Here is a 23,082-nt window from a genome sequence, read left to right on the forward strand (position 1 = left end):
GACGGAGCGTCAGAAAGGTTCCGGCCATGCGCCTCGGACTCACCCTCGGCTACTGGGGGCGCGGCCCCTCCCCCACCCACCTGGAACTGGCCCGCGAGGCGGAGCGGCTCGGGTACGACTCGGTGTGGACGGCCGAGGCGTGGGGGTCCGACGCGTTCACGGCGCTGACGTGGATCGCCGCGCACACCTCCCGGATCGGGCTCGGGACCGCCGTCGCGCAGATGGCCGCACGGACGCCCACTGCCACCGCCATGCACGCGCTCACGCTCGACCACCTCTCCGGCGGTCGGGTGACGCTCGGCCTGGGCCTCTCCGGGCCGCAGGTCGTCGAGGGCTGGTACGGCCGCCCTTTTCCCCGCTCCCCGCTGACGGCGACCCGGGAGTACGTGGACGTCATCCGGCAGGTCCTGCGTCGCGAGGCACCCGTCCGGCTCGACGGGCGGTTCCACTCCCACCCGTACGCAGGAGACGACGGCACCGGCCTCGGCAAGGCGCTCAAGCCGATCACCCACCCCCTACGGGCGGATCTGCCGGTGCTGCTGGGGGCGGAGGGCCCGAAGAACATCGCGCAGACCCTGCGGATCGCCGACGGCTGGCTGCCGCTCTACTGGACACCCTGGCGGTACGCCGAGGTCTACGCCCTCCCGGACCGGCTCCCCGACGGCTTCCGGGTCGCCCCGATGGTGCGCGCGCAGCTCTGCGACGACCCCGCCGAGGGGCTGCTGCCGGTCAAGGCGATGCTCGGCTTCTACATCGGGGGCATGGGGCACACGGCCCGCAACTTCCACGCCGACCTGATGGCGCGCATGGGATACGAGGCGGAGGCGCGGCACATCCAGGAGCTGTTCGCGGCCGGCCGCCGCGAGGAGGCGGTGCTCGCGGTGCCCGACGCCTTCGCGGACGAGATCTCGCTCGTCGGGCCGAGGGAGCGGATCGCCGAACGCCTGGAGGAATGGCGCAAGGGCCCGGTCACGGACCTGCTGGTCACCGCCCCGGACCCGGCCACGCTGAGGCTGCTCGCGGAGCTGAACGTCTAGGCTCGCGGAGCTGAACGGGGAGCTCAGCCGCCCAGTTGGGAGGTGCTCGGCACCTTGTCCGTCACCACGGCGCCGGCGCTCGCGCCCGCGTCCTTCACGTTGGTGATGACGTCCTCGAACGTGCCGACGTCCGCCTCGCTCGCCTCGCCCTTGCGGAGCTTGGTCCCGAGGTCCTTCAGCTTGTCGATGCCGGCCGTGAGCGGCGCGACCGCCTTCGAGAGGTGCTCGTCGCCCTTGGCGTTGTTCACCGCCGCCTTGAGCCGGTTGTACGCGAACGCTCCCGCCAGACCGGCCTTGACCAGCGCGAACTTCTGGCCGTCCGCGCCCTTCTTGAACTTGCCCGCGCGGTACGGCTTGACGATCCACTGGTACGTGGCGCCCGCCGCCAGGCCCGCGTTGGCGACGAACCGGGTCTTGGCGAGCTTCTGGCGCTCGGCCGTCGCGCTCGCCGTGGCGCTGCCGCTCGCGCTCTGCTCGTCGTCGCCGCCGCAGGCGGCCGTCGTCAGGAGCAGGGTGCAGGCCAGCAGGAGCGCCACGACACCGCGGCGTATCGGACCGGAGGGAACCGGCGGAACGGAACGGGGCACGGCTGAACCTCCCTGAGGGCTTTGGCGCCACCCTCGCCCCGCCCCCGACGCTCCGCCACCCGGGGGACCCCGAACGGGTTTCCGCCACCGGATCGCGGCAATCCGAACCCCATGACTTCACGCAGCGGTACGACGACAGCGGCCAGGATCATCGCCGCGGCGGCCGACATCATGGCCGGTCTGATCATCCTGTGGATCCTCATGTACCTGCTGGAGGCCAACCGGGCCAACAGCCTGGTCGAGTTCGTCCAGGAGGCGGCCCGCTGGCTGGCGGGCTGGTCCCACGACCTGTTCACCTTCGACGAGACCTGGGCACGGGTCGTCGCGGGCTACGGTCTCGCCGCCGTCGTCTACCTCGCCATCGGCCACACCGTGGCCGGCGGCCTGCGCCGCCGCCACTGACGAGATCAGTCGCCGCAGCAGTCCGGTTCCAGGCCGCTCGGCAGCCGTTCCCCGCCGAAGACCGCCCCGGTCGCCTCGTCGCCGCCGAGCGCCGCGACGGCGAGCAGCAGCGAGCCGGCCGTCCAGGTGGTGAGCTCCTCCGGCCACACGGCCTTGTCGCCCTCGAAGACGTACCCCGTCCAGTACATGCCGCCCTCGGCGCGCAGGTGCTGGATGGACTGGAGGATCTCCAGGGCCCGGTCGGACTCGCCCGTCACCCACAGCGCGAGGGCGAGTTCGCAGCTCTCGCCGCCGGTCACCCACGGGTTGGGCAGGACGCACCGTACGCCGAGCCCGGGGACGACGAAGTCGTCCCAGCGCGCGTCGATACGGGCGGTGGCCGCCGCGCCCGTCACGGCGCCGCCGAGGACCGGGTAGTACCAGTCCATCGAGTAGCGGGACTTGTCGAGGAAGCGCTCGGGGTGGTTGCGGATCGCGTGGCCGAGCGCGCCCGTCGCCAGTTCCCAGTCGGGCTGGGGCTCTTCGCGCGCCTCGGCGATGGCGAGCGCGCAGCGCAGCGCCTGGTGGATGGAGGAACTCCCGGTGAGCAGCGCGTCGTCGACCGCCGTGCCGTCCGCCTCCCGCTTCCAGCCGATCTGCCCGCCGGGCCGCTGGAGGGCGAGGACGAACTCGACGGCGGCGTAGACGACCGGCCACATCCGGTCGAGGAAGGCGTCGTCGCCGGTCGCGAGGTAGTGGTGCCAGACGCCGACGGCGATGTACGCGACGAAGTTGGACTCCCGGCCGCGGTCGGTGACGTCGTCCGGGTCGCCGTCGCGGTAGGCCGCGTACCAGGAGCCGTCGGCGTTCTGGTGCCGGGCCAGCCACTCGTACGCCCTGGCCGCCGCCGCGTGTTCGCCGGCCGTGTCCAGGGCCATGGCGGCCTCGGTGTGGTCCCAGGGGTCGAGGTGGTGGCCGCGGAACCAGGGGATCGCGCCGTCCTCGCGCTGGACGGCGAGTATCCCGGCGACGGTCTCGGCGGCCTGCTCGGCGGTGAGGACCCCGGGCAGGAGCAGGTGCTCCGCGATCTGCTCGGGAGAGGTCACTTGGCGGCGTCCGCGGTGTCGACGGCGTCAGCCTTGGGCTGGGGGTCCCCCCAGGCAAGCGAGGGGGAGTGCGGCTTGGTCGCGTACGCCACGAAGCTCTTGCCGACGACCGGGTTGAGCAGCTGCTCGGCGACCCGGGTCAGGGCCGGCTTCTTCATGATGTCCCAGACCAGGAGCTTGTGGTACGCCCGCACCGGCAGGGCCTTGTCGTTGTCCACGCCGAACGCGCACTTCAGCCACCAGTACGGGGAGTGCAGCGCGTGCGCGTGGTGGGTGCCGTACGGCCTGAGGCCCGCCTGGCGGATCTTGGCGAGCAGTTCGTCCGCCTTGTAGATGCGGATGTGGCCGCCCTCGACCTCGTGGTACTCGTCGGAGAGCGCCCAGCAGACCTTCTCGGGGCCGTAGCGCGGAACGGTGATCGCGATCCGGCCGCCGGGCTTGAGCACGCGGACCATCTCGGCGAGGACGCCCTTGTCGTCCGGGATGTGCTCCATGACCTCGGAGATGATCACGACGTCGAAGGACGCGTCGGGGAACGGCAGGTTGAGCGCGTCGCCCTCCATCGCGGTGGCGGTCGCGCCGGCCGGGGCCTCGCCGGCCTCCTTCATCGCCGCGAACCACTTGGCGACCTCGCGGATCTCCTCGCCGTTCTGGTCGAGGGCCACGACCTGGGCGCCGCGCCGGTAGCACTCGAAGGCGTGCCGGCCCGCACCGCAGCCCAGGTCGAGCACGCGGTCGCCAGGGGCGAGCGGGAAGCGGGTGAAGTCGACGGTCAGCACGGGGTCTGCCCTTCCGGAGGGGTGGCGGTGCGGGGGTGGGACAGGGGGGCGGCGGTCACCGGCGGGCTCCCTGGCGGGCGGCGGTGCCGCGCGCGGCGATCGCCTCGCGGTACAGCTCGGCGGTGCCCTGCGCCGCGCGGGCCCAGGTGAAGTTGGCGAGAACCCGTGCGCGCCCGGCAGCGCCCAGGCGGGCCCGCAGGTCCGCGTCGCCGAGCAGTCGCGCAAGCGCCGTCGCGAGCGCGTCCGCGTCGCCGGGGGGCACGGCCAGGCAGGTCTCGCCGTCGGCTCCGGTGACCTCGGGGATCGCGCCGCCGGTGGTGGCGACGAGCGGGGTCCCGGTGGCCATGGCCTCGGCGGCCGGCAGCGAGAAGCCCTCGTACAGGGACGGCACGCAGGAGACCTGGGCGGAGCGGACGAGGTCCACGAGCTCCGCGTCGGAGATCCCCTTGACGAACTCGACGGCCCCTTCGAGTCCGTGCCGCTCGATGGCCTGCGCGACCGGCCCGTCCTCGGCGCGCCTGCCGACGACGACGAGGTGCGCGGCCGGGTTCTCGGTACGGAGTTTCGCCAGCGCCTCGACGAGGTGGACGAGGCCCTTGAGCGGGACGTCGGCGCTGGAGGTGGTGACGATCCGGCCGGGGACCTCGGCGACGGACGGGTCGGGCGACCAGAGGTCGGTGTCGGCGCCGATGTGGACGACCCGCACGCGGTCCTCGCGTACGCCGAGGTGGTCGACGATCTCCTGCTGGGAGGAGCCGGAGACGGTGAGGACGGTGGGCAGGCGGCGCGCGACCCGCTTCTGCATCCGGGTGAAGCCGTACCAGCGGCGGACGGAGGCGCGGCGCTTCCAGCCGTCGGCGGCGTCGAGCTCCAGCTGCCGGTCGACGGTGATGGGGTGGTGGATCGTGGTGACGAGCGGGGCACCCAGCACCCGGGGGCCGCCGAGGAGTCCGTAGCCGAGCGTCTGGTTGTCGTGGACGACGTCGAAGTCGCCGCGGCGGGCGGCGAGCATGCGCCGGGCGCGCAGGGAGAAGGTGAGCGGCTCGGGGAATCCGCCGGTCCACATGGTGGCGACCTCGAGGGCGTCGATCCAGTCGCGGTACTCGTCCCGCTTCGGCGTACGGAACGGGTCCGGCGAGCGGTACAGGTCGAGGCTGGCGATCTCGGTGAGCGGGACGCCCTCGTCGAGGGTGGGGTACGGCTGCGAGCCGATGACCTCGACGTGGTGGCCGAGGCGGGCGAGTTCGCGGGAGAGGTGGCGGACATAGACGCCCTGACCACCACAGAAGGGATTGCCCTTGTACGTGAGGAGAGCGATCCGCAACGGACCGTGACCACCGTCCGTGACGCCCTGGCGGGGGCCTGCCTCTATGGCCTCAGCAGTCACTCGCTGCCCCCTTCGAGCTTGCGTTTCGCGGGAGCGTAACCGCTCGCGCTAATCTAGAACAAGTTTCAGACTTGATCGTTCTTGATCGTTCAAGGAGCACAGAATCTACCGGCAGGTAGCCCCGCCGTGAGAGCCGGATCAGGTGATTCGCGCCACGGCGGAAGCCCCGCCATACTCCGGCCGTACCGCCGCTCGCCCACCGCACGGAACGGGACTCCATGACCGCGGAAGACAGACCCGCAGCGCCGCCCCTGACGGAGCGCCAGGAGGCGCGCCGCCGTCGCATCCTGCACGCCAGCGCGCAGCTGGCCGGGCGGGGCGGATTCGACGCCGTACAGATGCGGGAGGTGGCCGAGGCCGCCGGGGTGGCGCTGGGCACGCTGTACCGCTACTTCCCGTCCAAGATCCATCTGCTGGTCGCGACGATGCAGGACCAGCTCCAGCACATGCACACCACGCTGCGCAAGCGGCCCCCGGCGGGCGAGACCTCGGCCGAGCGGGTCGCCGAGACGCTGATGCGGGCCTTCCGGGCGCTCCAGCGCGAACCGCAGCTCGCGGACGCGATGGTGCGGGCACTGACGTTCGCGGACCGGAGCGTGAGCCCGGAGGTGGACACCGTCTCGCGGCTGACGACGGCGATCATCCTGGACGCGATGGGGCTCGAACACCCGACGCCGCAGCAGCTTTCGGCGGTACGGGTGATCGAGCACACCTGGCACTCGGCGCTGATCACCTGGCTCTCGGGACGGGCCTCGATCGCGCAGGTGAAGATCGACATCGAGACGGTCTGCCGCCTGATCGACCTGACGGCACCGGACGGACGGACGACCCCCGTCCGGCCACCGACCGGTCCCGCGGCGCCGTAGCGCCACGGGACGCGGAAACACCCTTACGGCTTCTTGTTCTTCTCCAGGTCGGCGGTGAACAGCGCCTCGCACTTCGCGGAGTTGTCCGTGGCGATGAACATCACGATGGAGAAGCCGGCGGCGCCGTGGTTGCTGGCCTTGAGCGACCAACCGCCCTTGTTCAGCGTCTTGATGGTGGACCCGGTCTGCTCGGTCTTCTGGCCTTCCTTCCAGCCGCCGCCGGTCAGGGTCGTCACCGTGGCGTCGTAGGACTTCTTCGGGTCCGCCGCCTTCTTCGCGTCGGGCGTCCACGACACCATGCACTCCTTGAGCCCGGCCGGGACGTCCTCGCCCGAGGCGTCCCGGACGAAGCCCGCCGCCGTGGCCGCGGCCTCGATCTCCTTCTCCACCGCGGCCGCGGTGGGGCTGTCGCCGCCCGTCTCCGTGCCACCGGTCGTGGAGCCCGAGGAGGAGGCGGACGAACCGCCCTTGTTCTTGCCCGAGCCGCCCTCGCTGCCGCAGCCCGCCACCAGCAGCACCACACCGGCGGCCGCGGCCACCATCTTCGCCTTGCGCACAACTCTCCCAATCCTGAGCGCACACGGGCCCGTTGCCCCCGCGATCAAGGGAAGATTTTTGCACGCGTGAACGAGTGGTCGTGGTTACTCCTCGGGCGGGAAGACCGGTTCCCCTCCGTCGAGCAGGGTGATCACGATCGCCTCCACCGGGCAGCCCTCGGCCGCCGCGAGCACCTGCTCGTTCGCGTCGGACTCCGGTTCGCGCGGGTGGGACTGGCGGGCCGTGTCGAGCCGGAAGCCGTCCGGGGCGTGGTTGACGCACATGCCGGAGCCGATGCACACGCTCCGGTCGACCTCCACGTGCCAGCGGTCGCCCATCACGCACCACCCGGCCCCTCGTACCCGGCCGGCAGGTGGATCATCTTGTGCTCCAGGTACTCGCCGAAGCCCTCGGGGCCGAACTCCCGCCCCAGGCCGGAGTTCTTGTAGCCGCCGAACGGGCCGAGCATGTCCAGGCTGAAGGTGTTGATGTTGAAGGTGCCCGTGCGGACCTGCCGGGCGAAGTCGACGCCATGCTCGACGTCCCCGGTCCAGACGCTGCCGCTGAGCCCGAAGTCGGAGTCGTTGGCGATGCGGAGCGCCTCGCTCTCGTCCCCGTACGGCAGGAGGCAGATCACCGGCCCGAAGATCTCCTCGCGGGCGATCCGCATGGAGTTGTCGACGGCCCCGAAGAGGGTCGGCTCGACGTACCAGCCGCGGTCGAGGCCGGCCGGACGGCCGCCGCCGGTCAGGACCTTGGCGCCCTCGTCCTGGCCCAGCTTGATGTAGTCGAGCGAGCGCTGCCGCTGCCGCTGGGCGACGAGCGGGCCGACCTGGGTGGCCGGGTCGAGCGGGTCGCCGACCACCAGCGCGCCCGCGGCGGCGGCGAGGGCCTCGGCGATCTCGTCGTACCGGCTGCGCGGGGCGAGGATCCGGGTCTGGGCGACGCACGCCTGGCCGTTGTTCATCCAGGCGGCGGGGACGATCCCGGCGACCGCGGCGGCCAGGTCGGCGTCGGGGAGGATGACGGCGGCGGACTTGCCACCGAGTTCGAGGGTGACGCGGGTGAGGTTGCGGGAGGCGACCTCCATCACGCGCTTGCCGGCCGCGACCGAACCGGTGAAGGAGACCTTGTCGACGCCCGGGTGGCCGACCAGGTACTCGCTGACCTCGCGGTCGGCGGGCAGGATGGACAGGACGCCGTCGGGGAGCCCGGCCTCGGTCGCGATCTCGGCGAGGATGTACGAGTCGAGGGGCGACTCGGGCGAGGGCTTGAGGACCACCGTGCAGCCGGCGAGCAGCGCGGGCCCGAGCTTGGCGGCGGCGGTGAACTGCGGGACGTTCCACGGCACGACCGCCGCGACGACACCGACCGGCTCGCGCCGCACCATGATCGGCCCGAGGACCCCGGCGCGCCTGCTCTCGTACGGGAACTCACGGGCGATGGTGATCGCCGCGTCCCAGACCATCATGGCGCCGAGGGCCTGGGCGAGAACGCTCCAGGAGTACGGGGAGCCGTTCTGGGAGCTGATCGACCGGGCGATCTCCTCGTGCCGTACGGCGATGGCGTCCTTGATCCGCCCGACGACCTCGATCCGCTCCGCGAGGGTCGTCCGGGGCCAGGGCCCGTGCTCGAAGGCCTCGCGGGCGGCGGCGACGGCCCGGTCGACGTCGGCCCGGGAGGCGTGCGGCACCCGGCCGATGACCTCCTCGGTGTGCGGCGAGACCACCTCGATGACGTCACCGCCCACCGGGTCGGTCAACTCCCCGCCGATGTACAGCTTTCCGTGCTCCACAAGCTCGGTCATGACCGACTGCCTCCCGGAACCCGCAGTGTTTCTGACTGTGTATCAGAACTGATACCAGTTCTAGTTATACTTGGCCATACTCCTGACCAAACCGGCCCCCACCAGCGGTTTTCCCGCCGGTGGGGGCCTTCGTTATGCCGCCTGGGCCGTCTCTGGGCCGTCAGCCGCTCCACCGACCGCCCGGAACACGTCGTCGACGGCCTTCCGGGTCCGGCTCTCGCTGCTCGGCATTAGGTGGGTGTAGACCCGCAAGGTGAAACCGGGGTCCACGTGACCGAGGTACCCGCTCAGCGCCTTGATGTTCTCGCCGGCGTCGAGCAGGACGGAGGCATAGAAGTGCCTCAGCGCGTGCATGCCGTCCTCGCGCGACGACTGGGCCCTCTCCCCCGGCTCTGGCTCGGGAAGCACACCAGCGGCCACGAGAGCGGGCTTCCACGACGCGGTGTTGAAGTAGTGCCGACCGACCGCCTTGCCCTCCTCCGTGGTGAACATGAGCCGCTTAGTCAGGGGCGGTCCGTCCGGGGTCTCCCACGGCAACGTCACTTCCTGCGGTGGGAACTCCTTCATGTGGGCGGCGAGCGCGCGGCCCACTTCCTCGGGAAGGGGTACGTCACGGACCTTCCCCCGCTTCGGGGGCGCGAAGACGGCCCGACCGCCAACCATCTTCACCTGGTAGCCCACGTGCAGCCATCCGGTCAGGAACCCCACCTCGTCGACCGGCAAACCGAAGATCTCTCCCTGCCGAAGACCGCAGCCGCCCCCGACGTCTGTCATCGCCCGGTAGTGAGCGGGAAGTGCCTGCCGTACCGCGAACACCTGCTCGGCGGTCCACGGGCGGACCCTCCTGGGAGTCGGCGCCGGCGCCTTCACGGAAGCGGCACGGAAGGGGTTCCGTGCGATGAGCCGGTCGTCCACGGCGGCGGTGAAGACGGCCGACACGTTGGCGAAGATGGTGCGCCTTGTCGACGCGGCCAGTCCCGCGTCTTCGAGCTTCCGCAGCCACTCCCGGATGTGTTCGGGCTGGAACGAACTCAGGGGCCGGGCGCCGATGTACGGGTAGGCGTGCAGCCGGATCCTGGACTCCGCCCCGGTGCGTGTGGCGATGTCCGTCGTCTGTGCGGCGACCCAGCGTTCTGCGTACTGCTGGAAGGTGGTGCGGCCGACCTTCGGGTCGATGTACTCCCCTCGCGCCATGTCCGCCTCGATGCTGGTCAGCCACTGCTCGGCCAACCGCTTCTGCTTGTCGGGGAAGCTCTTGGACTTCTCGGTGCCGTCGGGGCCGACGTACCGGGCGCGGTAGCGCATGCCGGAGCCGAAACGCTCGGTCTTGACCCGGCGCGGCTTGCCATCCGCCCCGGTCTCGACCTTGAACCAGCGATCCTGGATGTGACCTGCCATATGGTGCTGTGCCTCTTTCGGGAAAGGCAGCGGGACGCGGCCACACGGCCGCGTCCCGCTGAGCTGGTCTATCGACTGTTGGTCTCAGGCAGCCAGGTCGGCGGCTATGCGCTCACTCGTCCAGCGCTGGACGGCGGCGGGGTCGTACCGGACGTGCTTACCGACGCGGAAGCCAGGCGGGCCGGTGCGCTTCCGGCGCCACTGGTAGACGGTTTCGAGCGGCACGCTGAACATCGCGGCGATGTCTTCGGGGGTGAGGTAGCGGTCCGGGAGTCCGGCCCGGAGCGTGGCCCGGGGGCCGGCGTGGGGCTTCATCGAGTGCCCTCCGAAAAGTTGGAGTGACATTGCTTTGAGTCGCGACTCACTGCGACTCAAAGCCGGGATTCGAGGTCTTGAGTCGCGGTGAGTCGCGACTCTCAGAGATGTGGGTCCACGTTGAGCGTGATGCCGGTGTAGGTGGCGACCTGCCGGCCGTAGGCATCCCGGGGGCGGGTACGGCGGAGCTGGGGGACGACGGAGAGCAGGTTGCGGCCGAAGACCTGCTTGGTGCCGATGGACTTCATGCCGTTGTCCTCGGCCCACTCCCGCCACGCGGCCCACAGGACGTCCACGGGGACTTCCCGCATGGGCCCGGTGATGCAGCGCTCCCGGACGAACGCACTGGTGGGTGAGGCGGTGTCCTGCATGATCGTGACCGCGTCCCGGGAGGATGTCGGGGCGGTGATCCGTCCGGTGCGTTCCAGGCGGGCGAGACCATCGAGGGCCCAATTGATGATGCCGGGCATCTCGGCGATCAGCCGGTCGAGCAGGGTGGGGTCTTCCTTGCCCAGCCACGAGCGGGTCGTGTTGAGCACGATGAACCGGTTGGCGATGACCCCGGAGGAGTCGCCGAAGTTCGGCAGCTCGTTGGTGAGGATCATCAGCCGGGTCGGCAGCTTGCCGGTCCAGGGCTCGCGGTACTTCCGGTCGATGTCGATGGTGTCCTCGCCGGAGATGGTCAGCAGCCGCTCGACCACGGCCACGTTGTTCTCGTTGGCCAACCGGGCGTCGGAGATGATCGCGAGCGGCTTGCCGATGAGCGTTGACAGCCCAAAGTTGGTCCCCAGCCCGGCGAGGGTGGGCCCGGCCAGGTTCTCCTTGCTGACTAGCTCCTTCAGCACCCGCGCGATCGTGCCCTTCCCGGAGCGGGACGGGCCCTTCATGAGCAGGATCTTCTGCTGGTCGGTCCGCCCGGAGAGGACGTAGCCGAACCACTCCTGAAGAGCGGCGATGGACTCCGGGTCGTCCGGCCAGATCTCCCGCAGGAACGTCTCCCACTCCGGGGCGGTGGCGGTCGGGTCGTAGTCAAAGGGAACGGCGGCGAGGTTGAAGAAGCTGGGGCTGTGCGGCAGCAGCTCACGGTCCCGGATCCGCAGCAGCCCGTTGCGGCACGCGACAATCGGACTGGCGTCGTGCCGGCCGCGCTCGCCGTCGATCCAGGCCGGGGCGTCGATGTCGCTGGACAGAAGCGTGATGCCGTAGAGCGCGTCCAGCAGATTGCTGATCTTCGTCTTGGTTGGCGCCCACTCCCGCACCTCGGGGAAACCGTTCTTGTCCTCCCCAGCGACGAAGGTGGCGTGCTCCAGGCGCCGGTACAGGCCGGCGCGCAGCTCGGCTTCGTCGTACTCGCGCCAGCAGGTGCCGGTCCAGCGCATCCACATGCCGTGCCAGCGACGCAGCCGCAGTCGGCCGTCCTCCGTACGCCAGTCGGGGACGAGACGCCGGGCAACGGCCATGGGGTTCGACGGAGACGGCAACTCCTCCGTGCCGATGTCCTGCCCGGTGACCGTGTGCGGGTCAGTGCTAGAAGGGACGCCTTCGGCGACGTCCTTCGAGTCGCCTACCGCTCGCGGCACGGCGGTCTGTTCGGCGTCCTCGGCCCGCAAATCGGTCGGGATGGGGCTTTTCAGGAGGGGGGATTCGGCGCGGCTCATGCGGCGGCCTGCCTGGGTCGGGCGGTGCGGAGGGACCAGTCGAGCGCGCTGCGGATCGTGGCGCGGCACTCGGCCGGCGGCAGTCCCGCCGCCTCCCCCGCCGCCTGAAAAGCCTCCTCGGCCACGTGCCGGGGGATGTCTCCCCACGCGACGAACCGGCCCACCGCCCTTACCGACGTCAGGAGTTGGGCGTTGCGGCCGCCTTCGTGGGCGTTTTGGACGGCGGCGGTCTCGCGCTCCAGCGCCACCTCGGCGACGCGGGCGCCGCTCGTGAGCGCGGGAGCCGGGGCGGCGGCCCGCACGGGCTTGGGCGGCTCCGTGAGCGCCTGGGTGAGCCAGTCGGGCAGCGGGGCGGGGGCGATGCTGTCCAGGACGGCGTAGGCACCGTCCTGGGTGGTGCTGCCGGGGGCGACGACGTATCCGCCCCAGCCCCGGGTGTCGACGTGCTTCCCGAGCCGCCCGGCCGTGTTGCCGAGCTGGGCGCCGGGCGGTTGGGTGAAGTACAGGTGCATCCCGCCGCGCGCGGTCCGCACCCGGTAGGTGGTGGGAACGGTCTGCCCGGCGCGCTCACAGAGCGCCTCGAAGGAAGTCACGCCGTCAGGCGTTCCTTCTGGCTCTCCCTCCTTGACCATGTCGAGGTCGACGACGAGCAGCCCGGACCGGCCGGTCGCGATCCCGATGTTGTACGGGGCGTGCGTCCACGCCGCGGCGAGCAAGCCCGGGTCGGTCGTGGCGCGCTGCTCCGGGGTGCGGTGCCCCTGGGAGCACCGGCCGGTGCCGGGGCACATGCGCTCCGGGTGGCCGGAGGGCCGCTTGTCGCGGGGACGAAGCGGGAAGACGTGCCACCCGCGCCCGGCCGCAGCGATCGCGTGCGCGAGCAGGTCGAGTCCGGGCAGGTCGATACTCGGCAACCCGTCCGGGTCTCGCCGAACGGGGGCGTGTTGGGTCATGCTGAGTGTCTCCAGTTCTGTGAGAAGCGCTGGTAGGCGAGGGCGGTCCCGGCTTTGGCGAGACGGGGACCGCTCTCGTGGTTTCTGGATCTAGCCCCTGCTGTCAGAGGGGGCATTTAGATTCGAGGGATGACGACTCTTGATCTCGTTCCGGGCCTGATCACGACGCGCGAGGAAGTCGTGGATGCCTACGGGGGTTCGGTGTACAGCGGCGGCATCGTCCCGGCGAAGAACTCGGGGAAGGTGTTCGTGTACTCCGACCCGAGCGTCGGAGAGAAGCACGGCTACACCTTCGACGGCCGCGCCGAGGATGACGAGTTCGGGACGCTGTACCTGTACACGGGGGCCGGTGCTGAGGGGGATCAGAAGATGGTCCGCGGCAATAAGACGCTCGTGGACACCATCACGGACGGCCGTGAGGTTCACCTGTTCGTCGCCGACGGCAAGGCGGCGCCCGGGAAGAAGCTGGTGAAGCAGCGGTACGTCGGGCAGGTGGTGTTGGATCCGAGCCTGCCGTACGTGGTCCGTAGGGCGCCGGACAAGCACAACGTGCTGCGCAACGTCTTCGTCTTCCGTTTCCGCCCTGCGCCCGGCGCGGTACTTCTCTTCGAGCCGAAGGACGCGGTGCCCCCGGCGACTAAGAGCGGCGTCATCGACCTGCCGGTCGAGTGGCCGGCGCTGGCCGTTGAAGAGATCAAGGGTAAGAAGACCGAGCAGCACAAGACGAGCGAGACAATCGCAAACATCAAGGGCGGCCCGCGGACCGTGCTGCGACGCGAAGGCCAGTTGGTGACGGCGTTCGAGACATTCCTCAGCGCTGCTGGCCACGAGTTCAAGAGCTTCCAGATCACGGTGGAGGGCGAGCCCGGTCCGCTCGTGCCCGACCTGTACGACGTCACGGCCAACGTGCTCTACGAAGCGAAGGGGCAGACCACCCGGGCCAATGTCCGCATGGCAGTGGGGCAGCTCCTCGACTACCGCCGGCATCTCAAGGACGAAGTCCCCGCGGGACTCCGCGTCGCCGTGCTTTTGCCGAGCGAGCCCACGCCCGACGTTCGCGAATGGCTCGACTCCGAGAACATCTCGCTCGTCGTGCAGAACGGCGATGGATTCGCCGGCTTCCCGGTGCCCTAGCGCTGGTTGAGGGTGCCGTTGGCGCGGCCGAACAGGCCGGTGGCGGTGATGTTCTGCGTGATGTGCGTCGTGCCGCCGGTGCCGCGGCTGCCGGTGGCGCGGCGGGCGGTGCGGATGAGGACGGGCACGGCGATGACGGCGGCGACGACGAGGGCGGCGGCGGACCACAGGGCGTGGCTCATGGCGATAAGTCCCGGGGCGGCGTAGGAGAGTCCGATACCGGCGGCGGCGATCCCGCCGCCGACGGTGGGGGCGAGCAGGGCGGTGGTCTTGGCCCACGCCGGGATCGGCTGCGGGGCCGTAACCGGAACCTGCGGCGGGGGCGCGGGGTGGGTGTAGGCGAGGGTCCGCACGCCGTTGGGGAGGGTGACCCAGTCGACCCCGGGCGGGATATCCGCCGGGAGGATCACCGGCCGCGCGGCGGCGGCCGGCGGCGGCGTCCACGGGGTGGGGGTGGTGATCTCATACGCGGTCGGTTCGTGCACAAGGTGCCCCTCTCAACGGGCCGGGCAGCACCCCGTTGGTGGGGTGCTGCCCGGTGGCCTGGTTGTCGTGTCGCTTGTCGTCTGGCTTGTCGTGCGGCTTGTCGCTTGTCTTGTCTTGTCGCTTGTCGTCTCCCAGGTCAAAGGCCGTTTCCGGCTCTCTGAGAGCCGTCCAGGGCCCTCCCTGGGGTGGGGGCGACAAGCGAGACCGGTCACGCCTGGTCGGGGTCGCCGGAGTGGTGGCGGTGGTGGACGTAGCGGGTCTTGGTGCCGGTCCCGATCCGCACCGCCGTGCCGTCCTCGGTCCACTCCTTGAGCCAGCCGACGACGGTCTGCCGGCTGGTGCCGTGCTCCTCGGCGAGCGCGCGGGCGATCGCCGACGCCCCCGTGCCCTCGCGCCCGGCGGCGAGCAGCACGGCCAGCGCGGCCTTGCGGGCCTCACTGTCGGTCTGCTCCATCCGGAACGCGGACAGGTTCAGCCCCGGCCGCCCCTCGCCCCCCTCACGCTCGTCCGGGTTGGGTTCGGTGGTGGTGCCGAACTCGGCGTCGATCTGCGCCATGAACCGGGCGGCGAGGGCGTCCTCGTCGCTCACCGGCGCGGCCGGTGCGGGAGCGTCGCGCAGGGCGGACAGGTTCAGCCCACCCGGGCGGGCCGGCCGGTCGGCGGCGGCCCGTGTGGTCGGCTGCTCGGCGGCGACGGTGCCGTCGCGCATCCACGCGGTGCGGGTGGTGTCCCAGCGTCGGGCGTAGGCCGGGCCAGCGGCCTTGGCGGAGACGTCGTCCAGCCGGGGGTGGAGGGCGGAGGTGGCGCGGACGATGTCGGCGATCTGGTTGGGGGTGATCCGCCACGACTTGAACAGGCCCGGCGCCGACTCCGGGGTGCCGATGAATCCGGCGCCCTTGTACGGGGCCTGCTCGGGCCGCAGCCCCTGGGTGCTCTGGAAGATGCGGGAGAGGTCCATTCCTTCGACCTCGCCGCCGGTCAGGACGACGCGGGCTTTGGCCTCACGGCGGATCATGAGGTTGCCGAGGACGGCCGCGGTGGCGCCGAGCGCGGTCAGGACGGTGCGGGTGCCCATGGCGCGCAGCAGCCGGATGACCTCCAGGATCTTCTTTGCGAGGTCGCGCATCTTGGGGTCGTTGCTGGCCAGGATCTCCGCGCCCTCGTCGATGACGAGCATGATCTGCGGGATCTGCGCGGAGATGGGCAGCAGGTCGGTGTTCGCCTTGGCCATGAGGTCCTGATAGGCGACCTTGCGGTGCTTCCCGACCCTGAGCGCGGTGTCGAGCATCAGGGCCGCCTCTTCCGGGGTGGAGGCGAGCCAGTCGATTCCGGGGCGGGTCTCGCCCTGGGGGTTGCCGTCGCCGTCGAGGGCGGGGCGGACCCAGGGCAGGCCGGCCGATCCCGCGTTCAGGTCGATGACCCAGGTCAGGACGTCGGTGGTCCGGGCGAATCCGGCGAGGACGGTGTGGACGAAGTTCGTCTTGCCCGAGCCGGTCGGCCCGACGATGAGCGCGCACTGCTCGCGCAGGTAGACCGGGACTTCCCGCCCGTCGGAACGCACCCCCCACGGCAGGCCCGTGTGAATCGAGAGGGGCCCGTAGTCGGTCGGGTAGGGGATCTCTCCGGCGATAACGTTCACGGTCGAGACGTCGATGAGGACGCGGCCCTGGTGGATGCCGGGGGTGGCGGCGACGGTGCAGCCGTGCGGCAGGCGGGCGTCGGCCGACAGCCGGGCGGATTCTTTCGCCACCTGGTTGTAGGTGGTGCCGCCGGGGAGTTCGGCGTCGATGGTGAAGCCGGTGCCGGTGGGCCACTTCTCGATCGCCAGCACGGTGAGGGTGACGCCGCAGACGCGCTGGACGCGGTCGACCCACTCCGCGGCCCGGGTGCGGCGCTCTGCCTGGAGTTCGGCGGCGACCTGCCCGTCTGCGAGCGCGATGAGTTCCAGCTCGCGAGCGTCCTCGTACAGGCTGGTGGAGCGGGCGGCGGTGCCGATGCCGACACCGAGGACGGCGAGGGAACCGAGCGCGGTCCAGGTCAGCGGGCCGCTGGTCATGGCCCACGTGGTCCACCCGGCGCCGAGCAGCCAGGAGGAGGCCCGCAGGGTGACGGTGCGGGCGGAGAGCCGTTCGCGCAGGGTGGAGATGGTGTGGCCGATCGCGCCGGCCGTGCCGACGGCGAGGGCCCAGCCGGGGGGCATGCCGGTTGCGGCTCCGGTGGTGGCGAGGGCGAGGGCGCCGGTGGTGGCGGACAGAGCGCCGGTCACGGGTCCGTGACCGGCGCTCCAGTCCCACACCGGCCCCGAGGAAACCTTGGGGTCGTTGGTGGTGGCCATGGTCAGACGTTCCAGCCCTTCTCGGCGTCGATGCCGTTGCGGGGGTCTTCGTGGCGGGCGATGTCGTGCTCGTGGACCTGCCGGAACAGCGGCCCGACCTGGTCGGAGGCGTCGACCGCGCGCATCAGCGCGCCGTAGATCTCGTCGAACGCGGCGGCGATGTCCTTCTCCAGCGGAAACTCCGAGTCGGAGCGCTCGGCCAGGATCTTGAACGTCTCGGCGACGTGGTTCAGGGCCTGGGGCAGGTTGTCGACCATGGACAGGATCTCCATGGCCGTCTCGGGCTCGTAGGTGCGGGCCGCATTCTCCATCTCGGCGGCGGCCTCTTCGAACTTGAAACCGGACACTTTCACGACCTCCACAGGAGACGACGGGCTTGCGGGAGTAAGGAACGAGGGACGCTCGGCGGTGCCGCCGATCTGCCGCTGCTTGTCGGCGAGGTCGGCGTCGATCGCGGCCTCGGCGGCGGCCAGCCGCTCACGGATCGCCGCGTCCCGGACGGCCTGCTGCTCCTCGGCGGTCCGCATGAGACGCCGGTACAGGCGCCGGCCGGGGTGCTGCAGCGCTTTGATGCCGAGCTTCCGGCCGAGCGGCGTGGTGAGCATGCCGAGCGCACCGACCGGCGCGGCGGCGAGGGCGGCGAGCAGGCGGCGGCCCTGCTTCCTGACGGCCGACTTCCACAGGGCCCTACGGGCGTCCTTGCGGACGGCCTTCTTCGCCACCTTGGCCTGCTTCGCGGTCAGGGCCGAACGAACCTTCTCGCGAGCCCCGTCCACGGCCCGCGCGGCGGAGCGGTCCCGAGCCGTACGGGCCCGCTGCACCGCAGCGTCACGACCGGCCCGGACCTTCCCACCCAGCCACGAACGACCGGCTACGGACCGGTTCTTGGCCGGTCCGCCCTTGCTGCCCCCGGCACCGGGGCGGCCGGCGGAGGAGGAGCGAGCCGACGAGGGGGTGTTGCGACGGGTGTCGGCGACCGCCCGGCGATTCTGCACAGCCTGTGCGCGACGTTCCGCCCGCGTCGACCCCGAGCCGGGGGCGGTGCGGGCCGACTGACGCAGCGCCTTGACCTGCCCGAGGCGGCTGTTCGGCTGCGGCCGTGCCGCCGACGGCGAGGACGTTCCGGTGGAGCCGGTACGGCCCTTCGAGGCCCGGGAGGACCCCGAACCGCCCTTGCCGGATCCGGCCGCGCGGTGGCCGGCCGAACTACCAGCGCTGCGGGTACCGGTGGAGGTCCGCAGAGACGGGCGCGGGGTGGGAACCTTCTTCGCTGCGGCCCGCGCGGTGGTCTTGGTGGTGCGGTTGCGTGCGGCGCGGCGGGCCAGGGCGGCGCCGCCGACGAGGGCGGCACCGGCCAGCGCCACGGCGGCGCCGGGCGGACCGGCGACGAGTGCGGCGGCGGCGACCCCGCTGACCGTGCTGTTCACACCGGTCGTGGCGAGCGGCACCACGGGCCAACCGCCCGGGGTGTTCTCCACCTTCCCGGTGTCTTTCACCGGCTGCTCGGCGGCGGCCGGCGGCGGGGGCGGAGCGGTCGGCGGAGCCGGGGCGGTGGTGCCCACTACCGGCTCCGTGCTGATGTCCGTCATCCTTGCTACCTCCCTTAGGGGAGATCAGGGGCCCGACCAAAGCTGTGGAAGGTGGATGGTCGGGCCCTGCCAGAGGTGCAGGTCAGAGGGTGTTCGGCTCCAGCGAGAAGAAGACGACCGTGGCGTCCCCCAGCGACGGGTAGACGCTCACCGCGTGGCGGCGAATGTCGAGGTAGACGTCGTAGCGGGACGCTCCCGGAGCCGGGGTGATCGTGCCGCTGACCATGCCCTGCCCGCGCGGGTTGGACAGGGTCAGCACGTACGCGTGCGAGCCCTGCGACTGGCCGTGCTCCATGGGATTCCTCCAGTTCAGGCTGCGAGTTCGGTGGGGGCGTCCGCGCACGGGACGCACATGCCGAGCGAGACCGGGATGCGGTAGCCGGCGTCCCGGCCGCACTCCGGGCAGACCCGGCGGGCGGCGTTCGCCCGCTCCAGGGCGGCCCGCTTGGCCGGGGTCATGGGCCGTACCGGCTTGGCCAGGTCGACCCGGTACAGGTAGGCGACGAGCGGGCCACGCCGACGGCGGGGCCGCTCCAGCTGAGCGACGACGTCCTGACCACCCGGGCGCAGACCCTGCGCGCGGAGCTGCCGGAACGTCGCCAACCCCTCCGGGGCGCACCGCCACGGATAGGTGGGGATCACCGGGCGGCCCCTTCAAGAGCGGGGGCCGGGGTGTTGTCTCGGAGTTCCTGGTAGCGGGTGGAGACCCAGCCGATCGACCAGCCGCACAGCTCGGCGGCCTGCCGCACCGACAGCCCCGCACCGAACGCGGCGGCCACGGTCTTGCGGGCCAGGTCCTCGGGGTGCTTCTCGGTGGCGGGGCCGGCGGCGAGCAGCGCGGCGCGTTCACGCTCGGCCTGTGCCTCACGCTCCCGCTGTTCACGCAAGGTCGCTTCCTCGCGCTCGCGGCGCTGCCGCTCACGCTCCTGGGCGGCCTGCCGTTCACGGGCCTGCCGCTGCCGTTCACGCTCCTGCTCGGCCGCGCGCCGCTGTTCACGCTCCCGTTCAAGGCGTTCACGCTCGGCCTGCCGCTCCCGCTCGGCAGCGGCCTCCCGCTCGCGCTCCTCGCGCCGCGCCCGCTCCTCGCGTTCAGCCTGTTCACGGAGCAGGGCGGCTTCGTGCTCACGCTGTTCACGGGCGAGGCGGGCCTCGAACTCCCGCTGCTCCCGTACGCGCTTCTCGGCGGCTTCGGCCCGCTCGGCGGCGGCCCGCTCCCTCTCCTGCCGCTCAAGCTGTTCACGGGCCTTGAGCGCAGCCAGGGCGCCGGAGATGGCGCGGCGGTAGGCGAGACCGGTCTCTGCCGTGACGATGAGCAGGAGCGGCGCCACGGCGTGCACGGCAACGCCGACCAGGTCTTTCTTGAGCGCGGAGTCGGCCACGTTCAGGGCGAGGGTCATGCCGCCGGTCATCCACCGCAGTGCGATGGGCCACCGGCCGCCGTGACCGCCGAGCCGGGCCAGAACCGAGTCCAGGCGGACCACGATGACGACCGCCGCGTCCACGACCAGGGGCAGGATCGGGGCGGTCCAGTCCCATTCGTCGGCCGTGTGCGCCGCCATGAGCGGGGTCACGGTGAGGACCGAGTAGAGCATCGCCCCTGCCACGATCAGCCATGTGCCGACCGACAGTGCCCGCTCCGCTGAACGGATCTGAACGTCGTTCACGCGGGCACCTCCACCCGTGAACGCGCCTCCTCGACGGCCAGGACGGTGCCGTACCCGGTCAGGTGCACCTCGGCGCCCGCGTAGTCGGCGTGAACACCCAGGACGCACGTGCGGCCGTCGCTCTGAACGCGGTGGACCACGTTCACCGGGTCGATGCCCAGCGCCTCCCGCCACGCCTCGAACGCGCCGAAGTCGTCGTGGAACCTCAGCTCCAGCCGCTCCGGGTAGACCGTCGAGAGCGAGACGCACGGCGCCGGCAGGTGCGGGTAGTCCACGGCGAGCACCCGCAGCGCGAGCAGCGGGGCGCCCATGTCGGCGAGGAACGCGGCGTTCACGCGGCACCGCCCAGCGAGGAGGCGGCGCGGTTCGTCAGCTTCCGGCGCTCAACCAGGACCCGGTTACGGGCCCGGCGCAGGCTCCGACCGTCCAGCTCGGTGGCCGGACGGTCAAGCATCGCGATCCGCACGTCGAGCAGGTCGACCTCCGCGAGGATCAACGGCATCTCCCGCTCGATCGCGTCCAGCTCCGCCGCCGACGGCTCACCGTCGAACGCCAGCGCCTCAGACGTGGCCGGGAGTGTGATGATGGACTTCATAGGGTCAGCTCCTTCCAGACAGGAACGGCCCGAACGAGGTCCCGGAGTGGCTGCTCTGGGACCTCAGCCGTTTGGAACCATCCGGCTCCCCTCGACCCCGCCCGTCCGGCACCCGCGAGGGGGCCGGACGGGCGGAGGAGGCAACCGGCCGCAGCCGAACGGCTGCGGAAGCGTTGGGGTGACGCGCAGACCTCCAATGCGCGCGGCACCCCTCGCCCCGAGGAGGTCTGGTTCTCGGAGGTGATCAGGACGTAGTCCACGCGGTTCTTTAGAGCCGACTGCGTGTCCCCCATAAGGGGTGTGGGGCCGGCTGTGACATCGGGCCCGGTCTCGATCGGCTGGTCTCCACTCGCAACGCCGGCGTCGTCACGGCGTCGTACTGCGGTGGATCACGCTGTTCAGTTCTCAACCAGCAGTCGCTTCCATCGAGCTGACCCGCCTAGTGCGGAGCCCTCCGGGCGTGAGGTACATGTAGTACCTGTTCCTCAGGATGGAGTGGTTGGTTCGCGGAGTCAAGTCCTTCAGTTTTTCGACTTCGCGAGTCCGCCCCGCTGAGGTGCTTACAGCGTGGCTTGATCAGGCACGACGATGAACCCCGTGCTTGCCCAACTCCAGGACGTCTTCGCTACGGTGAAGTCGTCCCAAGTCGTCCCTCAGGGAGGGAGTGCACGGCATGGCCAATGAGCGCTTGCGTGGCGCGATCGTCGAGAGCGGCATGACGCTAGATCAGATCGCCGAGCGGCTCGGGGTGTCGGCGAAGACCGTGGAGCGCTGGATCAATGAGCCCAAGCGTCAGCCGTACCGCCGGTACAGGTACGCGACGGCATCCCTTCTCGGGCGGGAGGTCTCCTACCTCTGGCCGGAAGAGCGGACGTCGGCGGAGGTGACTGAGGCAGGAAACGCCGAGTTGGTCCAGCTCTACCCACACCGCTCGGTCGTGCCGAGTCGCCTTTGGCCGCAGCTCTACGCCGGCGCCAAGCAGCACTTCGACGTACTGGTTTACTCGGGCTTCTGGCTCACCGAGGACGCTGCGTTTCACCAGGTGGTGAAGGAGAAGTCGGCCGATGGCCTACGGATCCGGTTCATGCTCGGCGACCCCGACTCGGCCGCAGTCGCCATGCGCGGCAACGACGAGGGCATCGGCGGGGCGATGGCGAGCAAGATTCGCAATGCGCTGGTGAACTATGCGCCGCTGTTCAAGCTCCCCGGGGTGGAGTTCCGGCTGCACTCCACCACGCTCTACAACTCGATCTACCGTGCCGATGACGTGATGCTGGCGAACGGGCACCTGTACGGCGTCGGCGCCTACATGGCGCCAGTCCTGCACCTCCAGCGCGTTCCCGGAGGAGAGCTGTTCGACGCCTATGCGGAGAGCGTTGAACGTGTCTGGGAGAGCGCCCGTCCCATCTCATCACCCACCGACCTGGGAGGATCGGACGCATGAGCCGGATCGACTACTTCCGCGACCCGAAGGCACCCAAAGCCAACTCGGTGGTCCCCTCCGTGACTGTCGTGGTCCGAGACGACCACGGGCACCTCCTCCTGATCCACAAGACGGATAACGACCTGTGGGCCCTTCCAGGCGGCGGCCACGACATCGGCGAGCGCATCGGCGACACGGCCGTGCGCGAGGTCGAGGAAGAGACCGGGATCAGCGTCGAGGTGGACGGCATCGTCGGGCTCTACACAGACCCAGAGCATGTGCTCGCTTACGACGACGGCGAGGTCCGGCAACAGTTCTCCATCTGCTTCCGGGCCCACCCCGTCGGGGGCACTCTCCGCACCAGCAGCGAATCGAAGGAGGTCCGCTGGGTGGACCCAGCGGACCTCGATCAGTTGGACATCCATCCGTCCATGCGGCTGCGGATCGATCACGGTCTGGACGACTCGCGCCAGGAGCCCTACATCGGCTGAGCACCGGATGCGGCGGCAGCCATGCGGCGCTCCACGCGCTCGTTTGCGGCGTAGATTTCAGGCGCCGCCCGCTGGATGAAACGACCGACGATCGTGTCCGGGCCGTACCGCTGCACGATCTCGTTCAGGCGGGCCGCTGGCGTCGTGTGTCCGCCGTCCGGCGTCGTCGTCATGTCGGACACGATGAGGGCATCAACCAGCTCCGGCCGCTCCAGCTCGAACTCCGTCTCCAGCTGGTCCCGGAGCCCCCGTTCCTCCGCCTCCAGCAGCGCGCAGGAGTGATGAGCGACGAGTCGGACAACGCGCTCGTCGGCCCCCTCCTGGTCGCGCAGGAACCGCGCGCCGTCGAGCGGGTGGAAGCCGGTGGTGGCGATGGACGGGGAGTAGCCGATGTCGTGCAGGACGGCCGCAGCCTCCAGCAGCTCGGCGTCCTTGCCGAGGATCGGGCTCAGCGTCCGGGCCCGATTGGCGACCCCCAGGGAGTGCGCCCACCGGCGCGGCAACGGCTCAGACAGCAGCGATTCAGAGAGCGAGTACGCCCAGTCGGTAAGCCCCAT

26 protein-coding genes are annotated in these 23,082 nt (G+C 70.9%); 6 read left to right on the forward strand and 20 right to left on the reverse strand.

Annotation, left to right across the window (positions count from 1 at the left end):
* Positions 1–26 precede the first annotated feature (26 nt).
* A complete protein-coding gene (locus ACWF79_RS06560) occupies positions 27–1,037 on the forward strand; it encodes an LLM class F420-dependent oxidoreductase (RefSeq protein ID WP_453726929.1) in 1,011 nt (336 codons plus the stop codon).
* 23 nt (positions 1,038–1,060) lie between these two features.
* Here ACWF79_RS06560 and ACWF79_RS06565 read toward each other — a convergent pair whose 3' ends face one another.
* A complete protein-coding gene (locus ACWF79_RS06565) occupies positions 1,061–1,624 on the reverse strand; it encodes a hypothetical protein (protein WP_453726930.1) in 564 nt (187 codons plus the stop codon).
* Between the two features lie 111 nt (positions 1,625–1,735).
* Between ACWF79_RS06565 and ACWF79_RS06570 the strand changes: the two genes are divergently transcribed.
* The gene (locus ACWF79_RS06570; RefSeq protein ID WP_453726931.1) at positions 1,736–2,026 is read left to right on the forward strand and encodes a hypothetical protein; all 291 of its coding nucleotides are present in this window, start codon (positions 1,736–1,738) and stop codon (positions 2,024–2,026) included.
* A 5-nt stretch (positions 2,027–2,031) separates the two neighbouring features.
* On the opposite strand, the gene ACWF79_RS06575 is transcribed toward ACWF79_RS06570, so the two are convergent.
* The 3 genes from ACWF79_RS06575 to ACWF79_RS06585 are packed head-to-tail and all read right to left on the reverse strand — an operon-like array spanning position 2,032 to position 5,277.
* Positions 2,032–3,111 (reverse strand): prenyltransferase, encoded by a 1,080-nt coding sequence (locus ACWF79_RS06575; protein ID WP_453726932.1) that lies wholly within the window; start codon positions 3,109–3,111, stop codon positions 2,032–2,034.
* Positions 3,108–3,890, reverse strand: coding sequence for a class I SAM-dependent methyltransferase (locus tag ACWF79_RS06580; RefSeq protein WP_453726933.1), 783 nt, complete (start codon positions 3,888–3,890; stop codon positions 3,108–3,110). Before ACWF79_RS06580 ends, ACWF79_RS06575 begins: the two co-directional genes overlap by 4 nt.
* Before the next feature lie 55 nt (positions 3,891–3,945).
* Positions 3,946–5,277 carry a glycosyltransferase family 4 protein gene (locus tag ACWF79_RS06585; RefSeq protein ID WP_453726934.1) on the reverse strand — a complete coding sequence of 444 codons (1,332 nt, stop codon included), beginning with the start codon at positions 5,275–5,277 and terminating at the stop codon, positions 3,946–3,948.
* 218 nt (positions 5,278–5,495) lie between these two features.
* On the opposite strand from ACWF79_RS06585, the gene ACWF79_RS06590 reads away from it, so the two are divergent.
* Positions 5,496–6,143, forward strand: a complete 648-nt coding sequence (locus ACWF79_RS06590) for a TetR family transcriptional regulator (RefSeq protein ID WP_453726935.1) — start codon at positions 5,496–5,498, stop codon at positions 6,141–6,143.
* 23 nt (positions 6,144–6,166) lie between these two features.
* On the opposite strand, the gene ACWF79_RS06595 is transcribed toward ACWF79_RS06590, so the two are convergent.
* The 7 genes from ACWF79_RS06595 to ACWF79_RS06625 form a co-directional block, all read right to left on the reverse strand.
* Positions 6,167–6,700 carry a hypothetical protein gene (locus ACWF79_RS06595; RefSeq protein WP_453726936.1) on the reverse strand — a complete coding sequence of 178 codons (534 nt, stop codon included), beginning with the start codon at positions 6,698–6,700 and terminating at the stop codon, positions 6,167–6,169.
* Positions 6,701–6,784: 84 nt separating this feature from the next.
* Positions 6,785–7,018, reverse strand: coding sequence for a ferredoxin (locus tag ACWF79_RS06600; RefSeq protein WP_453726937.1), 234 nt, complete (start codon positions 7,016–7,018; stop codon positions 6,785–6,787).
* Positions 7,018–8,487 (reverse strand): aldehyde dehydrogenase, encoded by a 1,470-nt coding sequence (locus tag ACWF79_RS06605; RefSeq protein ID WP_453726938.1) that lies wholly within the window; start codon positions 8,485–8,487, stop codon positions 7,018–7,020. The genes ACWF79_RS06600 and ACWF79_RS06605 overlap by 1 nt, the downstream gene beginning before the upstream one ends.
* A 132-nt stretch (positions 8,488–8,619) precedes the next feature.
* On the reverse strand, positions 8,620–9,885 hold the full coding sequence (locus ACWF79_RS06610) for a tyrosine-type recombinase/integrase (protein ID WP_453726939.1): 1,266 nt from the start codon (positions 9,883–9,885) through the stop codon (positions 8,620–8,622).
* Between the two features lie 84 nt (positions 9,886–9,969).
* Positions 9,970–10,200, reverse strand: a complete 231-nt coding sequence (locus tag ACWF79_RS06615) for a helix-turn-helix transcriptional regulator (RefSeq protein WP_453726940.1) — start codon at positions 10,198–10,200, stop codon at positions 9,970–9,972.
* 101 nt (positions 10,201–10,301) lie between these two features.
* Positions 10,302–11,858: a DNA primase family protein gene (locus ACWF79_RS06620; RefSeq protein ID WP_453726941.1), complete on the reverse strand. Its 1,557-nt coding sequence runs from the start codon at positions 11,856–11,858 to the stop codon at positions 10,302–10,304.
* Positions 11,855–12,808, reverse strand: a complete 954-nt coding sequence (locus ACWF79_RS06625) for a bifunctional DNA primase/polymerase (RefSeq protein ID WP_453726942.1) — start codon at positions 12,806–12,808, stop codon at positions 11,855–11,857. Before ACWF79_RS06625 ends, ACWF79_RS06620 begins: the two co-directional genes overlap by 4 nt.
* A gap of 201 nt (positions 12,809–13,009) precedes the next feature.
* On the opposite strand from ACWF79_RS06625, the gene ACWF79_RS06630 reads away from it, so the two are divergent.
* Positions 13,010–13,942 carry a hypothetical protein gene (locus ACWF79_RS06630; protein ID WP_453726943.1) on the forward strand — a complete coding sequence of 311 codons (933 nt, stop codon included), beginning with the start codon at positions 13,010–13,012 and terminating at the stop codon, positions 13,940–13,942.
* On the opposite strand, the gene ACWF79_RS06635 is transcribed toward ACWF79_RS06630, so the two are convergent.
* The 8 genes from ACWF79_RS06635 to ACWF79_RS06670 form a co-directional block, all read right to left on the reverse strand.
* Positions 13,939–14,427, reverse strand: coding sequence for a hypothetical protein (locus ACWF79_RS06635; RefSeq protein WP_453726944.1), 489 nt, complete (start codon positions 14,425–14,427; stop codon positions 13,939–13,941). The genes ACWF79_RS06630 and ACWF79_RS06635 overlap by 4 nt on opposite strands.
* A gap of 209 nt (positions 14,428–14,636) precedes the next feature.
* Positions 14,637–16,763 (reverse strand): hypothetical protein, encoded by a 2,127-nt coding sequence (locus ACWF79_RS06640; protein ID WP_453726945.1) that lies wholly within the window; start codon positions 16,761–16,763, stop codon positions 14,637–14,639.
* A gap of 2 nt (positions 16,764–16,765) precedes the next feature.
* The gene (locus tag ACWF79_RS06645) at positions 16,766–18,352 is read right to left on the reverse strand and encodes a hypothetical protein (RefSeq protein ID WP_453726946.1); all 1,587 of its coding nucleotides are present in this window, start codon (positions 18,350–18,352) and stop codon (positions 16,766–16,768) included.
* 82 nt (positions 18,353–18,434) lie between these two features.
* Complete coding sequence (locus ACWF79_RS06650) at positions 18,435–18,647, reverse strand: hypothetical protein (RefSeq protein WP_453726947.1); 213 nt, start codon at positions 18,645–18,647, stop codon at positions 18,435–18,437.
* A gap of 14 nt (positions 18,648–18,661) precedes the next feature.
* On the reverse strand, positions 18,662–18,994 hold the full coding sequence (locus tag ACWF79_RS06655; protein ID WP_453726948.1) for an RRQRL motif-containing zinc-binding protein: 333 nt from the start codon (positions 18,992–18,994) through the stop codon (positions 18,662–18,664).
* Positions 18,991–20,016: a DUF2637 domain-containing protein gene (locus ACWF79_RS06660; protein ID WP_453726949.1), complete on the reverse strand. Its 1,026-nt coding sequence runs from the start codon at positions 20,014–20,016 to the stop codon at positions 18,991–18,993. The genes ACWF79_RS06655 and ACWF79_RS06660 overlap by 4 nt, the downstream gene beginning before the upstream one ends.
* A complete protein-coding gene (locus ACWF79_RS06665; protein WP_453726950.1) occupies positions 20,013–20,351 on the reverse strand; it encodes a hypothetical protein in 339 nt (112 codons plus the stop codon). The genes ACWF79_RS06660 and ACWF79_RS06665 overlap by 4 nt, the downstream gene beginning before the upstream one ends.
* Positions 20,348–20,611 (reverse strand): DUF6284 family protein, encoded by a 264-nt coding sequence (locus ACWF79_RS06670; protein WP_453726951.1) that lies wholly within the window; start codon positions 20,609–20,611, stop codon positions 20,348–20,350. The genes ACWF79_RS06665 and ACWF79_RS06670 overlap by 4 nt, the downstream gene beginning before the upstream one ends.
* Positions 20,612–21,284: 673 nt before the next feature.
* On the opposite strand from ACWF79_RS06670, the gene ACWF79_RS06675 reads away from it, so the two are divergent.
* Entirely contained in the window at positions 21,285–22,055 is a 771-nt protein-coding gene (locus ACWF79_RS06675; protein WP_453726952.1) for a helix-turn-helix domain-containing protein, read from the forward strand.
* Positions 22,052–22,525: an NUDIX hydrolase gene (locus ACWF79_RS06680; RefSeq protein WP_453726953.1), complete on the forward strand. Its 474-nt coding sequence runs from the start codon at positions 22,052–22,054 to the stop codon at positions 22,523–22,525. Before ACWF79_RS06675 ends, ACWF79_RS06680 begins: the two co-directional genes overlap by 4 nt.
* On the opposite strand, the gene ACWF79_RS06685 is transcribed toward ACWF79_RS06680, so the two are convergent.
* The gene (locus ACWF79_RS06685; protein ID WP_453726954.1) at positions 22,513–23,082 is read right to left on the reverse strand and encodes an HD domain-containing protein; all 570 of its coding nucleotides are present in this window, start codon (positions 23,080–23,082) and stop codon (positions 22,513–22,515) included. The two genes, ACWF79_RS06680 and ACWF79_RS06685, sit on opposite strands and share 13 nt — an antisense overlap.

It is taken from the genome of Streptomyces sp. NPDC054975, assembly GCF_053609105.1.

What these genes read in the sequence shown, in the direction of transcription:
- ACWF79_RS06675 (WP_453726952.1), top strand. Translation starts at nt 21,285, where the DNA reads ATGGCCAATGAGCGCTTGCGTGGCGCGATCGTCGAGAGCGGCATGACG.
- ACWF79_RS06685 (WP_453726954.1), bottom strand. Translation starts at nt 23,082, where the DNA reads ATGGGGCTTACCGACTGGGCGTACTCGCTCTCTGAATCGCTGCTGTCT.
- ACWF79_RS06610 (WP_453726939.1), bottom strand. Translation starts at nt 9,885, where the DNA reads ATGGCAGGTCACATCCAGGATCGCTGGTTCAAGGTCGAGACCGGGGCG.
- ACWF79_RS06625 (WP_453726942.1), bottom strand. Translation starts at nt 12,808, where the DNA reads ATGACCCAACACGCCCCCGTTCGGCGAGACCCGGACGGGTTGCCGAGT.
- ACWF79_RS06560 (WP_453726929.1), top strand. Translation starts at nt 27, where the DNA reads ATGCGCCTCGGACTCACCCTCGGCTACTGGGGGCGCGGCCCCTCCCCC.
- ACWF79_RS06640 (WP_453726945.1), bottom strand. Translation starts at nt 16,763, where the DNA reads ATGGCCACCACCAACGACCCCAAGGTTTCCTCGGGGCCGGTGTGGGAC.
- ACWF79_RS06645 (WP_453726946.1), bottom strand. Translation starts at nt 18,352, where the DNA reads ATGACGGACATCAGCACGGAGCCGGTAGTGGGCACCACCGCCCCGGCT.
- ACWF79_RS06600 (WP_453726937.1), bottom strand. Translation starts at nt 7,018, where the DNA reads ATGGGCGACCGCTGGCACGTGGAGGTCGACCGGAGCGTGTGCATCGGC.
- ACWF79_RS06615 (WP_453726940.1), bottom strand. Translation starts at nt 10,200, where the DNA reads ATGAAGCCCCACGCCGGCCCCCGGGCCACGCTCCGGGCCGGACTCCCG.
- ACWF79_RS06680 (WP_453726953.1), top strand. Translation starts at nt 22,052, where the DNA reads ATGAGCCGGATCGACTACTTCCGCGACCCGAAGGCACCCAAAGCCAAC.
- ACWF79_RS06670 (WP_453726951.1), bottom strand. Translation starts at nt 20,611, where the DNA reads ATGAAGTCCATCATCACACTCCCGGCCACGTCTGAGGCGCTGGCGTTC.
- ACWF79_RS06650 (WP_453726947.1), bottom strand. Translation starts at nt 18,647, where the DNA reads ATGGAGCACGGCCAGTCGCAGGGCTCGCACGCGTACGTGCTGACCCTG.
- ACWF79_RS06620 (WP_453726941.1), bottom strand. Translation starts at nt 11,858, where the DNA reads ATGAGCCGCGCCGAATCCCCCCTCCTGAAAAGCCCCATCCCGACCGAT.
- ACWF79_RS06570 (WP_453726931.1), top strand. Translation starts at nt 1,736, where the DNA reads ATGACTTCACGCAGCGGTACGACGACAGCGGCCAGGATCATCGCCGCG.
- ACWF79_RS06590 (WP_453726935.1), top strand. Translation starts at nt 5,496, where the DNA reads ATGACCGCGGAAGACAGACCCGCAGCGCCGCCCCTGACGGAGCGCCAG.
- ACWF79_RS06605 (WP_453726938.1), bottom strand. Translation starts at nt 8,487, where the DNA reads ATGACCGAGCTTGTGGAGCACGGAAAGCTGTACATCGGCGGGGAGTTG.